14 protein-coding genes are annotated in these 13,745 nt (G+C 41.9%); 1 reads left to right on the forward strand and 13 read right to left on the reverse strand.

The genetic code is table 11. The features are described 5' to 3' along the window. Positions 1-42: 42 nt before the first annotated feature. The 8 genes from NSQ11_RS11860 to rpsU all read right to left on the reverse strand — a co-directional run bounded on the left by NSQ11_RS11860 (position 43) and on the right by rpsU (position 6,326). A complete protein-coding gene (locus NSQ11_RS11860) occupies positions 43-1,002 on the reverse strand; it encodes a PhoH family protein (protein WP_008342419.1) in 960 nt (319 codons plus the stop codon). 3 nt (positions 1,003-1,005) lie between these two features. Beyond that, complete coding sequence (gene yqfD / locus NSQ11_RS11865) at positions 1,006-2,196, reverse strand: sporulation protein YqfD (protein ID WP_035390845.1); 1,191 nt, start codon at positions 2,194-2,196, stop codon at positions 1,006-1,008. Positions 2,197-2,214: 18 nt separating this feature from the next. Beyond that, entirely contained in the window at positions 2,215-2,496 is a 282-nt protein-coding gene (gene yqfC / locus NSQ11_RS11870) for a sporulation protein YqfC (RefSeq protein WP_003217398.1), read from the reverse strand. Between the two features lie 206 nt (positions 2,497-2,702). After that, entirely contained in the window at positions 2,703-3,182 is a 480-nt protein-coding gene (locus NSQ11_RS11875; protein ID WP_017358016.1) for a hypothetical protein, read from the reverse strand. A 31-nt stretch (positions 3,183-3,213) separates the two neighbouring features. Continuing rightward, on the reverse strand, positions 3,214-4,206 hold the full coding sequence (gene floA / locus NSQ11_RS11880) for a flotillin-like protein FloA (RefSeq protein WP_007501317.1): 993 nt from the start codon (positions 4,204-4,206) through the stop codon (positions 3,214-3,216). 27 nt (positions 4,207-4,233) lie between these two features. Further along, entirely contained in the window at positions 4,234-5,547 is a 1,314-nt protein-coding gene (locus tag NSQ11_RS11885) for a nodulation protein NfeD (RefSeq protein ID WP_017367624.1), read from the reverse strand. 141 nt (positions 5,548-5,688) lie between these two features. Continuing rightward, the gene (locus tag NSQ11_RS11890) at positions 5,689-6,138 is read right to left on the reverse strand and encodes a GatB/YqeY domain-containing protein (RefSeq protein WP_007501319.1); all 450 of its coding nucleotides are present in this window, start codon (positions 6,136-6,138) and stop codon (positions 5,689-5,691) included. A gap of 14 nt (positions 6,139-6,152) precedes the next feature. After that, the gene (gene rpsU / locus NSQ11_RS11895) at positions 6,153-6,326 is read right to left on the reverse strand and encodes a 30S ribosomal protein S21 (RefSeq protein WP_003152957.1); all 174 of its coding nucleotides are present in this window, start codon (positions 6,324-6,326) and stop codon (positions 6,153-6,155) included. Positions 6,327-6,508: 182 nt separating this feature from the next. On the opposite strand from rpsU, the gene NSQ11_RS11900 reads away from it, so the two are divergent. Then, positions 6,509-7,438, forward strand: a complete 930-nt coding sequence (locus tag NSQ11_RS11900) for a Na/Pi symporter (protein WP_017367625.1) — start codon at positions 6,509-6,511, stop codon at positions 7,436-7,438. 40 nt (positions 7,439-7,478) lie between these two features. Here the strand turns inward: NSQ11_RS11900 and mtaB are convergent, their stop codons facing one another. The 5 genes from mtaB to dnaK all read right to left on the reverse strand — a co-directional run bounded on the left by mtaB (position 7,479) and on the right by dnaK (position 13,726). Continuing rightward, positions 7,479-8,837: a tRNA (N(6)-L-threonylcarbamoyladenosine(37)-C(2))-methylthiotransferase MtaB gene (gene mtaB / locus NSQ11_RS11905; protein WP_017367626.1), complete on the reverse strand. Its 1,359-nt coding sequence runs from the start codon at positions 8,835-8,837 to the stop codon at positions 7,479-7,481. Then, on the reverse strand, positions 8,837-9,607 hold the full coding sequence (locus NSQ11_RS11910) for a 16S rRNA (uracil(1498)-N(3))-methyltransferase (protein WP_035390848.1): 771 nt from the start codon (positions 9,605-9,607) through the stop codon (positions 8,837-8,839). The genes mtaB and NSQ11_RS11910 overlap by 1 nt, the downstream gene beginning before the upstream one ends. Before the next feature lie 23 nt (positions 9,608-9,630). Further along, positions 9,631-10,566 (reverse strand): 50S ribosomal protein L11 methyltransferase, encoded by a 936-nt coding sequence (prmA, locus tag NSQ11_RS11915; RefSeq protein ID WP_342501111.1) that lies wholly within the window; start codon positions 10,564-10,566, stop codon positions 9,631-9,633. A 22-nt stretch (positions 10,567-10,588) separates the two neighbouring features. After that, positions 10,589-11,722: a molecular chaperone DnaJ gene (dnaJ, locus tag NSQ11_RS11920; protein ID WP_008342467.1), complete on the reverse strand. Its 1,134-nt coding sequence runs from the start codon at positions 11,720-11,722 to the stop codon at positions 10,589-10,591. A 165-nt stretch (positions 11,723-11,887) separates the two neighbouring features. Continuing rightward, the gene (gene dnaK, locus NSQ11_RS11925) at positions 11,888-13,726 is read right to left on the reverse strand and encodes a molecular chaperone DnaK (RefSeq protein WP_008342469.1); all 1,839 of its coding nucleotides are present in this window, start codon (positions 13,724-13,726) and stop codon (positions 11,888-11,890) included. Between the last annotated feature and the right edge of the window lie 19 nt (positions 13,727-13,745).

Below are 13,745 nucleotides of genomic sequence, written 5' to 3' on the forward strand. Positions count from 1 at the left end.
TCGAAACAAAATGACCCGATTAAGGCGATCGGGTCACTCAGTTCATTTTTGCTTTTCGTATGCTCCAATGATCTTCGCCACAAGCGGGTGTCTGACCACATCTGTCTGATCTAATTCAATGAATGAGATACCCTTGATCTCAGCAAGCATGTCCTTTGCAGCTGCAAGGCCTGACTGCATACCTTTAGGCAAATCAATTTGTGTAATATCTCCTGTAATGACCATTTTAGAACCAAAGCCTAGTCTCGTCAAAAACATTTTCATTTGAGCTGGCGTTGTATTCTGCGCTTCATCTAAAATCACAAATGCATCATCAAGCGTCCGCCCTCTCATATAGGCAAGAGGGGCAATTTCAATCACTCCGCGCTCAATTAAACGTTCCGTATGATCACTACCAAGCACATCGTGCAGAGCATCATATAGCGGTCTTAAATAAGGATCGACTTTTTCTTTTAAATCTCCTGGCAAAAAGCCAAGACTTTCTCCTGCTTCAACAGCTGGCCTTGTCAGGATAATCCGTTTGACATGTCCATTTTTCAGGGCATGTACGGCGTTGACCACTGCTAAATACGTTTTACCTGTACCAGCAGGTCCAATCCCAAAGACCAGATCATCTTTTTTCATTGCCGCAGCATATTCACGCTGGCCGATCGTTTTGACTCTGATCGACTTGCCTTTGGCATTTTTCGTAATTTCATCTTCATACATATTTTCAAAATAATTGAGCTTGTCTTTTTGCGCCATTTTAATGGCATAGACGACATCCCGCTCAGAAATCTCAATTCCTTTACGAATGAGATGTAAGAGAGATGTAATCAAACGGCTCACAGTATCTCTTGATGCTTCCTGACCAGAAACATACACTTTCTCTCCACGTGTGATAATGGAGACATTCAGCTCGTTTTCCATCAGTTTCAGATAAGCATCTTGATTGCCAAATAAAGCAATGGCTTCGTTTGGGCTATCCAATTTTTGTTGAATCTCAAGTAAATGTTCTGTCATTCTCTAGTCTCCCTGAACAATAGGTGTTGGTTGAACAATATCTTCTATTACTTGGTAAAGGATGATTAACTTAACTTTACCATTCCCTGTTGTCTCGTGCAAAACTTTTTCACTTTTCACCTCACCTGTTTGACCTAGCTTTTCTTCTAATTCTTTTTTACCCATTTTAATCCCTGCTTGAACCGCTTCTTTATTTGTGTATTCTCGATTTATTTTTTCACTTTCTCGTGTGATTTCCTTTTCATAGGAGAACGGCAATTGCATATTCAAAAAATGAAGCGGGTGAACTTCTGTTTCTGTTTTCGGCTGCTGAAAATCATCTTTTTTAAAGGAAAATCCCCAAAATGGGATGGAGCCTCCAAATAAGGAGAGCTTGTGCTTTGTCTTCATTTTACCCGTAAAGACATCAAAAGATGTTCGAAGAGGGACAGAAACTTCAGATCGGTACCATGTTTCACCATATATTTTCGCTTTAGCTCCGACCGTTTTTTTCTGATCTTCACTCCCAATTAAACCTGAGACGAGCATCTGCCCTTTTTTCACATGCTCATCGACCTGGGCAAGCGGTTCTCCCTTTTCTACATACATTCTCGTGATAACCGCCTTTTTCTTGGCAAAGATGTGCTGAGGACTTGTATATTTCTCCTTTTCAGGTTCATTTTTTTCGACCACTTTCATTTGAAACGTCGTTCCGTTCAGTTCAACTCCGACCCATGTAATGCTCTGAATATTGGTCGTCAATGACTTTTGTATTTTTTCAGGTGTCCCCATGAGAAACTGAAAACGCCCTTTTTGTACCCCTATTTCGTCCAGATGCTTTCTCATTTGGTGTTCTGTTTCTGGATTCGCACCTTTAATCTCAATTTTCCACACCATATTTGAAAGAGCCAATATCGTCACTAGGAAAAAAGCCATCCCGAGGGTGAAGCCAATATTTCTTCTCGACCATAGAAGAAGAAACGGGAACCCTTTCTTTTGATGAAACGAACATTTCACCTCATGATGTCTGCGCACTTTTCTAAAGGCATGTACATCTGAGAGGCGAATAAATAAGCGCACGCTGTCTTGACGGCGGCTCACTTGAAAAATTGTGATCCCCTGTCTCGTGCACTCATTGATTAGCCGCTCAATACCGCTTCCTCTTATCTCCACTTCCACTCTGCCAATAAAATAGGAAAACCATTTGTTCTTCACGTTTCTCCCCTCCGTCAGTTAAGAATCAATATAACGGACCTCATCGATTTTCCCCTCTAATAAGATCTCTTCTGGCAAAATCGTTTTAATCACAAAGTCTTTTCCTGAAATAATGCACTGTCCTTGCTTGAGCATCAGCCTTACCTCTTGATCACTGAAAAGTAAAAGCCCTTTATGGTTCTCTATGTAAATATGGAGTCTGCCAACCATCGTAATACGGGGAAGATCCATCATCACGTCCGGAGGGATTTCAAGTGTTCTTGTCAGCCATGCTTTAAGTTGATTTTTTCTTTTTCCCATTCAATAAGAACCCCTTCCCACCTCATGTGTATGAGATCAAACTGAAAGATGGTGAGACTGATGAGAAAGCCTCTATATCATCCTATTCCTCAGCGGTTCATATCATGCTAATGAATCCCGTAAAACAGCCGTTTCATCATTTTGACTAAGAAAAATCTCCATTACGCAACAAAAAAGCCCCCTTAAGAATAAGGGGACTTTCTTCTTTATCTTTTATATGGTCGTTTCATCGTTCGATGCGGCTTTTTCGCACGAGGCTCTCCAAATACTTCACCAAGGATCATCCCTTGAACGACCGTATCTTGGTTGAGCTTCTCAATGATTTTCGGCTTCATTTCAGCAGATGCTGCCTTTGGCCTAGTAAGCTGTCTTTCAAGCGATTGAAACTCTTTATTCAGCTCGCTTTTTCTTTCTTCCATTTCGGCAAGTGTAGCGGTATAACGATCCTGTAAGGACTGTGAACCTTGTTTCTTCATCCCGCCATGATCATGTACATCGCCAAAATCGTCCAACTGGTCTGTTTTGACCGGGGCTGGTCGTGTTTGTTCTGCCTTCTTTTGAGGAGCTGGCTTTTGCTGCCGGTTATTTTGTTCCTTCTCCTCTTGTTTGCCGATTTTCCCAAAGACCGCAGAGATAATACCGATGATAATCGCTATTAGTAACGGATTTTCAAATAGAATGTCCAATGGGCTCCCTCCTTAAAGCGTGAGAGGATGCTTATTTGTTTTCATTATCAGATGGACCTTTTGTCATTTTGCCAAATGAATCTCTCATATCCGTATCAGCATCGATATTCTTAATGTTCATGTAGTCCATAACTCCAATATTACCTTCACGTAGTGCTTCGGCCATTGCAAGTGGTACTTCAGCCTCTGCTTCTACTACTTTCGCGCGCATTTCTTCAACTCTCGCACGCATTTCTTGTTCTTGTGCAACAGCCATAGCGCGGCGTTCTTCTGCTTTCGCCTGTGCAATGTTTTTGTCGGCTTCTGCTTGGTCTGTCTGCAGGATCGCCCCGATATTCTTACCGATATCAACATCTGCGATATCAATCGAGAGAATTTCAAATGCTGTACCTGAATCTAATCCTTTACCAAGAACCGTTTGAGAAATCATATCAGGATTTTCAAGAACCTTTTTATGATTATCTGATGAACCGATTGTAGAAACAATCCCTTCACCTACACGAGCAATGATCGTTTCTTCCCCTGCACCACCGACAAGCCTGTCAATGTTTGCACGAACTGTAATACGTGCTTTTGCTTTTACTTCAATCCCGTCCATCGCAACACCTGAGATAAATGGTGTTTCAATGACTTTAGGGTTTACACTCATTTGGACAGCTTCAAGTACGTCACGGCCTGCTAGGTCGATTGCCGCACAGCGAGCAAAGTTCAATTCGATATTCGCACGCTGAGCTGCGATCAGTGCGTTGACAACTCGGTCTACGTTACCACCTGCAAGATAGTGGCTTTCTAATTGGTTAATCGTCGCATCAAGACCTGCTTTATGCGCTTTGATGAGCGGGTTGACCACTCGGTTTGGAATCACTCGGCGAAGCCTCATTCCTACAAGTGTAAAAATGCTCACTCTTACGCCAGCCGCTAGGGCAGAAATCCACAGCATCACCGGTACAAAGGTGAAGAAGATCGATAGAACGATCAAACCTGCTGCGATAATCACAAATAATAGTAAAGTAGATGGATCCATTTTATTCCTCCTATAAAATCAGTATATCTATACTTTCCTCACGACAATGCGTGAGCCTTCCGCTTTCACAATTTTTACTTGTTCATCCTTATCGATAAAAGCACCTTCTGACACAACATCAATGCGCTCGTCTCCGAATACAATCGTACCAGATGGACGAAGTGCTGTTGCTGTCACTGCGATTTGTCCTACAAGATCATCTCTTGTTTCATTTGAGACATAACCACTTTCTTTATTGGTTGAATCGGTTAAAATGAACTTTTTAAAAAATTTCATACGTTTCCCCAACACCTTTGTCAATAAAATAACTGCTATGATTGAAACAGCAGTGGCAATCAAGATGGAAATCGCCATTTCTGTAAAGCTTCCAGCTGCTAAAAATAAGCTGACAACAACACAGATTAGTCCAATGACACCCACGATTCCCCCTGGCAAAAATAATTCCAGAATGATCAACACAATCCCTGCCAAAAACAGGAACAATGTCTCATATCCTGCAAAACCTGCCACGAGATGACCATAAAAGAATAGAAGAAGCGCTGTGACTCCCATGGTGCCTGGGACCCCAAACCCGGGAGAATATAATTCAACAATTAACCCTAAGCTCGCGATGGATAAAAGGATAGGAATGACGATCGGATGCGTGAGAAAACGCGCAACCTTTTCAGCAAAGCTCACTTCATCGTATTGAACAGAAGCGTCTGCTAAGTTCAGCTTCTGAAGCAAGTCATCCATATTTTTCGCTTCTCCTTCTGCATAACCGAACTGAAGTGCCCGATCTGTATTAAAGGTCAGCAATTCTCCTTTTGGTGCACCAGCTTCTTTTGCGTCTATATCTACATCTGCCATCGCAAGAGCATATTTTGGATTACGCCCCTGCTTTTCAGCAGCGTCACTCATTTCAGCAAGCCATAGAGATTCAGATTTTTGATCGGCAGCGTTGCCTTCACCATCAATGATCGCAGCAGCCCCCATCTTTCCGTTTGGGGTCATATAAATTTGATCGGCATTTAAGGCAATGAATGCCCCGGCTGAAAGCGCTCTATGATTCACAAACGCTGTCACTGGGATATCGGATGCACGAATGGTATCGGCGATTTCAAGCGCCGCATCGACTGCACCACCTGGTGTATTGATGTCGAGAATGATGTGCTTCGCCCGTTCCGACTTTGCCTGCTCAAATGATCGTTCAATGAATTTAGAAAGTCCTTTTTCTACTGTATCTTCAATTGGGATAACATGAACTTTCTGATCTGCTGATTTCGCGGTCAATTGAACCCCTAATAACAAGCATATTATAAAACAACTGAAGAGAGCAATAGAAATTTTCATTTTTTTCATCTATTTGGTGATCCCCCCTCTCTTTCTTTCATTTTACCGTTCCTTTACATACGTTACAAATGTATCATAGGTTTCATTTTTATATGACAGGTTTATGAAGACATAAAAAAAGTACCCTTCTAACATGAGAAGGATACTTTTTTATTGAGACAGTTGCTCGCTGACAAGTCTGTTAATCACAGCACCATCAGCTTTACCTTTTACTTTTGGCATAATAGCGCTCATCACTTTACCCATATCAGCTTTCGATGAAGCACCGGTTTCGGCGATTGTTTCTTTCACAACCGCCTGCAGTTCTTCTTCAGAAAGCTGTTCAGGTAAATAAACGTCTAAAATGTCAATCTCTTTTTGAACTTTATCTACTAAATCTAAGCGATTAGCTTTCGAAAATTCATGGAGGGAGTCTTTACGTTGCTTAATCTCGCGGGAAAGGACGGTTAGTTCCTCATCTCCGGTCAAACTGTCTTTCTTAAGCTTTATTGCTTCATTTTGCAGTGAAGCCTTTACCATACGAATGACAATAAGCTTGTCTTTCTCTCGGTTTTTCATAAAAAGCTTCATATCAGAATTTAATTGCTCAAGAAGACTCATAAAATCCACCCTCTTTAGAATTTACGTTTTCTAGCAGCTTCAGACTTTTTCTTACGCTTTACGCTAGGCTTTTCATAAAATTCACGCTTTCTTGCTTCTTGCAATGTTCCAGTTTTGGATACACTGCGTTTAAAGCGACGAAGAGCATCTTCAAGCGATTCGTTTTTTCTAACGACCGTTTTTGACATTCTCTTTCCCTCCCTCCGAATACACCAATCGACTGCATTAAAAAAAGATATACATGCAAAACATGTACCTAGACATTATAATATAAGCCTAGGTTGAGGTCAACTAAGTGATTTGGAAATATATTTTCGTCATGAGCAGGTAGACAAGTCCATATATTCATTGGTAAGAGGAGGACTTTTCTATGATGGCGATCATTTATTTTTGTGCACTTATTTTCATTTTTTTATGGGCAATGGGTTTGCTTAGGAAAGGATTAATGGCGCTCACGTCGTCTCGTATTGAGAAATCACTTCTTCTCTTTACAGATCATCCAGTCAAAGCATTCTTGGTCAGTATTGTGTTTACAGGGGTTCTTCAAAGCAGTTCGGCATTTATGGTCATCGTTATCGGCTTTGTGAGTACAGGCATTCTCACGTTTAAAAAATCCATACCCATGATTCTTGGAACGAATATCGGCTCAACATTTACGACAGAATTTATTGCCATTAAGATGGACGTGTTTATGTGGGTTCTGATTGCAGCTGGTCTTTTATGTATCATTTTGGGCAGGAAGTCTTTTCGATATGCAGGAAAAAGTTTATTTGGGCTTGGCATGATCTTTTTTTGTATTCAAAGTTTTTCAAAAATTGCAGGGATGATGACCAGTCAGCCAGAGACACTGCGTTTCCTTGAAATGATGCAGCACTCCGATTGGACAGCTCTTCTCTCTGGTACAGTGCTCACGGCGATTGTTCATTCAAGTTCTGTATGTATCGGTATTTTGATGGGATTTATGAATGAAGGGACTGTCGCTCTAAAAGAAGGCATCAGCTTTGTTTTAGGATCCAATATCGGAACATGTATTACTGCCGTGATGGCTGCTATCTCTGGCGGTTATGCAGCCCGCCAAACCGCGTATGCGCACGTCGTGTTTAATGTTCTAGGTGTTCTTTTATGTCTTCCTTTTCTCGCCTTTATCACAGAGTTTGTTGCGTTTTTAGCAAGCTCTCCTGCCCAGCAGATTGCGCACTTTAGTCTGCTGTTTAATGTTGCAAGTTCTCTCCTCTTTTTCCCGTTCATCCGCCCTTTTCACGCCTTGATTTTGTTCCTTCTTCCGAATCGGTCAACATAAAAGAAACCGGCTTGCCTAATGGCTGCCGGTTTTTCATTCATTATGAGGTCATTCTCACTTGATCCGTCTGCACGTCATCACTTATACGGACGAATTGTCCTTCGTTATAAGGATAACCTGCTTTCGTAATCTTCACTTTCACCAAACGGCCGATCATGTCTTCTGTTCCTTCAAATACGACCTTCATGTAGTTATCAGTATATCCTACATACAGATTGTGCGTTCCGTCTTGTTCTTTGAAGGATTCTTCTGGAATAATCTCTAAGACGTCGCCTTCATATGCCGATGCATATTCTTTCGCAAGCTGATCAGAAAGAGCAATGAGGCGGTGAACGCGTTCGTTTTTCACATTCTCATCTACTTGATCTTCCATTCTTGCAGCAGGCGTACCTGTCCGTTTGCTGTAAGGGAACACATGGAGCTCAGAGAATTGATGGTCTTTGACAAAATTGTATGTTTCCATAAATTCTTCTTCTGTTTCTCCTGGGAATCCAACGATCACATCTGAAGTGACAGCAAGACCTGGCAATGCTTTTTTGAGCTTCGTTAAACGCTCTGCAAAGAATTCCATTGTGTATTTACGGCGCATTCTTTTCAGTACAGTATTAGAACCAGATTGAAGCGGAATGTGCAAGTGTCTCACAATTTTATCTGACTGATCGAGCACTTCAATCACTTCGTCTGTAATTTGACTTGCTTCAATGGATGAAATGCGGATTCGTTTTAATCCCGCCACACGTTCATCTAATTCTTTCAGAAGCTTAGCAAAGTTATAATCCTTTAAATCTTCACCGTATCCACCTGTATGAATACCTGTTAATACAATTTCTTTGTAGCCAGCATCGACAAGCTGCTGCGCTTGATTGATGACTTCTTCTGGATCGCGAGAACGCAGTAATCCGCGAGCCCAAGGGATAATGCAGAATGTACAGAAATTGTTACAGCCTTCTTGGATTTTTAATGAAGCACGTGTTCTGTCAGTAAACGCAGGAACATCTAGTTCTTCAAAGACCCGTGCTTTCATGATATTGCCAACTCCATTGATCGGCTGTCTTTCTCTTCTGTATTCTTCAATATAACCAAGCAGTTTATGTCTGTCTTGTGTGCCAACCACAATATCAACACCAGGAATCGCCATGATTTCTGCCGGAGACGTTTGTGCGTAACAGCCTGTTACACAAATGACACCATCCGGATTATGACGAATGGCTCTTCTAATGACTTGGCGGCTTTTTTTATCGCCTGTATTGGTGACGGTACATGTATTAATGACATATACGTCTGCTTTTGATTCATAATCTTTTCTTTCATAGCCAGCTTCTTTAAACAGTTGCCAGATGGCTTCTGTTTCGTAGTGATTGACCTTACAGCCAAGTGTATGGAACGCTACTGTTCCCATCATGATTCACCTCTTAATAACTCTGTTTGATAAGATATAGCAGAAAGCGCGTAAAGAGGAGCTGTTTCTGTTCTTAAAATGCGTGGTCCAAGCCCGCAAATGACTGCACCATGCGCTTCAAGTTCTTCAATCTCCTTTTCTGCTAAACCGCCTTCTGGACCAAAAACCACTAATAAGGTTTGTCCGCCCTTCATCTGTTGGAGCACCGTTTGAAACCGGCTTTGCTCGCCTTCTTTCGATGATTCTTCGTATGCAACGACACATTTATCGAATTCACCGGCCAGTTGAATCAGCTCTTTAAATGTTGATACTGGATGAACGCGCGGAATGATATTCCGGTAAGACTGCTCGGCAGCTTCTTTCGCAATTTTTTCCCAGCGATCTCGTTTTTTTAATGACTTTTTTTGGTCAAGTTTTGTAATCGAACGAGTCGCTTGAAACGGAATAAAAGCACTTGCGCCAAGCTCGGTGCCTTTTTGGATAATCCATTCAAGCTTATCCCCTTTTGGCAGACCGCTTGCAATCGTCACCTTGATCGGAAGTTCTCGATTCTGATTCGTCCAGCCTTCCAAGTGACAAATCACTTCTTCCTTTGTTATTGTATCAATTTTACTGAGCGCTTCAAAGCCGTCTGTCGTTAAGCAAAGGATGTCTTCTCCTGCTTTCATCCGCATGACGTTTGCAAGGTGATGAACATCTTCACCCTTTATGACGATGTTTCCCTTTTCCGTCACTTCTTCTTTTGTGAGGTCGATAAAATATCGTTGCATACGTGTCCTGACACCTACTCGCTTTATTTTTTCGCTATAATGCTGACCCAATCTTCCATTGACAGCACTTCAACAATCTCAAAACCGGCTTCTTCTAAAGCCGTTTTGACTTGTAATTTCTTTTGTCCGATAATGCCTGATGTAATAAAGTAACCGTCTTTCTTCAATAGATCATACGCTTGATCTGTAAAGCGCAAGATGACCTCTGCAAGGATGTTGGCCACAATCACATCGCGTTCACCTGAAATCCCATCAAGTAAATTGTTTTGTTTTACCGTTACTTGGTCGCTCACACAATTTAATTCGATGTTCTGCTTTGCACTTTCCACTGCAACGGTGTCGAGATCAAATGCATGAATGTCTTTTGCACCGAGCATTGCAGCAGCAACACTTAAAATGCCAGATCCTGTTCCAACGTCAATCACCGTGTCGTTTTCCTTCACATAGCGCTCAAGCGCCTGAATGCAAAGAACCGTTGTTGGATGTGTACCGGTTCCAAATGCCATTCCAGGGTCCATTTCGATGATCAATTCATCAGAATGAACAGGTGTGTACTCTTCCCATGTTGGGACGATGGTAAATTTCTCAGAGATTTTCACAGGATGATAGTATTTCTTCCATGCAGTCGCCCATTCTTCTTCGTTTACTTCACAAATTGACAGTGTATTTCGTCCAAGGTCAATATCATATAGAAGAAGATTGTTGATGGCTTCTTTGATCTCATCTACCGTTTCCATCAAAAAGCTATTCATCGGAAGGTAGGCTTTGACGATAACCCCTTCCTCAGGATAATCATTCGGATCGAGCTGGTAGATCTCACCGTATACATTTTCACGTTCCTTGACTAAATCAAGCGGGTCCTCAATCACGACACCACTTGCACCTGCTTCATGCAAAATATTGGTGATCGGTTCCACCGCTTCATTTGTTGTATGGACGCTAATTTCTGACCACTTCAATACTACCAACTCCTTATCCGTCTTACTCGCCTTTAAATGCGCGTTTCACCTTATCGAAAAAGCTCATTTCTTGTTCGTCCGGTTTATTTCCGCTCACTTCAGCAAATTTTCTAATGATATCTTTTTGATTTTCAGTTAAATTCGTCGGTGTTACGACGCGTACAACGATATGCTGATCGCCTTGACCATAACCGCGTACATTTTTTACACCTTTTCCTTTGAGTCTAAACTTCGTACCCGTTTGTGTGCCCGCAGGAACTTTTAATTTGACTTTCCCATGTAATGTCGGCACTTCAATTTCATCACCTAGTGCAGCCTGCGCAAAGGTAAGCGGCATTTCGCAGTAGATGTCATCTCCATCTCGTTCGAAGAATTCATGCGCCCTCACATGGAAAACAACAAATAGATCGCCTGGAGGTCCTCCATTTACACCTGGTTCACCTTGACCAGATACTCTAAGCTGCTGACCATCGTCCACACCTGCTGGGATCGTCACATTGATTTTCTTACGCTTACGCACTTTACCAGATCCACCACATGTTGAACACTTATGTTCAATTTGTTTACCAGTTCCGCTACAGTAGTTACATACTCTGCGGTTGACTACTTTACCAAATGGCGTGGATTGCTCGACATTTAGTTGACCTGATCCGCCGCAATGTGAGCATGTCTTCGCCTGTGTTCCAGGTTTTGCACCTGATCCATGACACGTTTCACATGATTCCTCGCGGGGAATCTCGATCGTTGCTTCTTTCCCAAATGCCGCTTCTTCAAATGAAAGGGTCATTGTATATTGAAGGTCCGCTCCTTGACGCGGTGCATTTGGATCTCTTCTTCTGGCTCCGCCGCCAAAAATACTAGAGAAGATGTCATCAAAGCCGCCGAAGCCGCCAAAGTCTCCTCCACCGCCAAATCCGCCGCCACCAAATCCTTGGTTTGGATCGGTGTGACCGAACTGGTCATAATGTGAACGCTTTTGATCGTCAGAAAGGGTTTCATAGGCTTCTTTTACTTCTTTGAATTTATCATCTGAGCCAGCTTCTTTATTAATATCAGGGTGATACTTTTTTGAAAGCTTGCGGTATGCCTTTTTGATTTCGTCCTTTGAGGCGCTCTTACTCACGCCAAGCACTTCATAGTAATCACGCTTACTCATCTCTTCACACTCCCGATTTTCTCACATAAATACGATTGTATCATTTTAAATTGATCTTTTTCAATTCCTTTTCATCGTTGAAAAGAAAAAAGTCAAAGCCAAGAGATCCTGACTTTGACTTTCTGACGAGTACGTTTCAGCAGTCTTTTTCAAAAGTAAAGGTGATTATTTTTTCTCTTGATCGTCGTTTACTTCTTCGTATTCTGCATCCACTACATTGTCATCTGCTTTTTGAGCACCTTCAGCGCCTTCTTGCTGAGCTTGTGCTTGTTTTGCAGCTTCTTCATAGAGCTTTGTCGTTAATTCTTGAACGATTGTTTGTAGCTCATCTTTTTTCGCTTTGATGTCTTCAAGCTCGCCTTTTTCGATCGCAGCTTTTAGCGCATCTTTTGCATCATTCGCTTTTTTCACTTGCTCTTCATCGATTTTGCCTTCAAGATCTTTTAATGTTTTTTCTGTTGTAAACACTAATTGATCTGCTTCATTGCGCACTTCGATTTCTTCTTTTTTCTTTGCATCTGCTTCAGCATTTTCTTCTGCTTCTTTGACCATTTTTTCGATCTCATCATCAGAAAGACCTGAAGAAGATTTGATTGTGATGTTTTGCTCTTTGCCTGTACCCATATCTTTCGCACGTACGTTGACAATACCGTTTTTATCGATATCAAAAGATACTTCGATTTGTGGTACGCCGCGTGGTGCTGGCGGGATATCAGTCAATTGGAAACGACCTAATGTTTTGTTGTCTGCTGCCATTGGACGCTCACCTTGTAAGACGTGAATGTCTACAGCAGTTTGGTTGTCAGCAGCCGTTGAGAATACTTGAGATTTACTTGTTGGAATCGTTGTATTACGTTCAATCAGCTTTGTGAATACGCCGCCCATTGTTTCAATTCCTAAAGAAAGTGGTGTGACGTCAAGAAGAACAACGTCTTTGACATCTCCTGTGATAACTCCACCTTGAATTGCCGCACCAAGTGCAACCACTTCATCAGGGTTTACGCCTTTATGAGGCTCTTTACCTGTTTCTTTTTTGATTGCTTCTTGTACTGCAGGAATACGAGTTGATCCACCAACAAGGATAACTTTATCAATCTCGCTAGCAGATAGACCAGCATCTTTCAGTGATTGACGTACAGGTGTCATTGTACGCTCTACAAGGTCTGCAGAAAGCTCTTCGAATTTAGCACGCGTTAGCGTTAATTCTAGGTGAAGAGGACCTGCATCTCCAGCTGTGATAAATGGCAGTGAGATTTGTGTAGAAGATACACCAGAAAGATCTTTTTTCGCTTTTTCAGCAGCATCTTTTAAACGCTGAAGCGCCATTTTATCTTTTGAAAGATCAATGCCGTTTTCTTTTTTGAATTCAGCCACTAGATGATCGATGATGACTTGGTCAAAATCGTCTCCACCTAGACGGTTGTCCCCAGCAGTTGAGCGTACTTCAAAGACGCCGTCTCCAAGCTCAAGGACTGATACGTCAAATGTACCGCCGCCAAGGTCATATACAAGGATCGTTTGATCTTCATCTGTTTTATCTAAACCATAAGCAAGTGCAGCTGCTGTTGGTTCGTTGATGATACGTTCTACTTCAAGACCAGCAATTTTACCAGCATCTTTTGTTGCTTGGCGCTCTGCATCGTTGAAGTAAGCAGGAACTGTAATAACCGCTTTTGTTACTTCTTCGCCAAGATAAGCTTCAGCGTAAGATTTAAGGTGTTGAAGAATAATTGCAGAGATTTCCTGCGGCGTGTAGTTCTTGCCTTCAACTTCTACTTTATAATCTGTACCCATATGTCTTTTAACAGACATGATGGTGTTCGGGTTTGTAATTGATTGACGCTTCGCTACTTCACCTACTTGGCGCTCTCCATTTTTAAAAGCGACAACAGATGGTGTTGTACGTGCTCCTTCAGCGTTTGCAATAACTTTTGGCTCGCCGCCTTCGAGTACTGCAACGCATGAGTTTGTTGTTCCTAAGTCAATACCAATGATTTTACTCATATTCGATGACCTCCCATTA

The sequence above is a fragment of the Bacillus sp. FSL W7-1582 genome, from assembly GCF_038593325.1.
Lineage (GTDB): Bacteria > Bacillota > Bacilli > Bacillales > Bacillaceae > Bacillus > Bacillus altitudinis.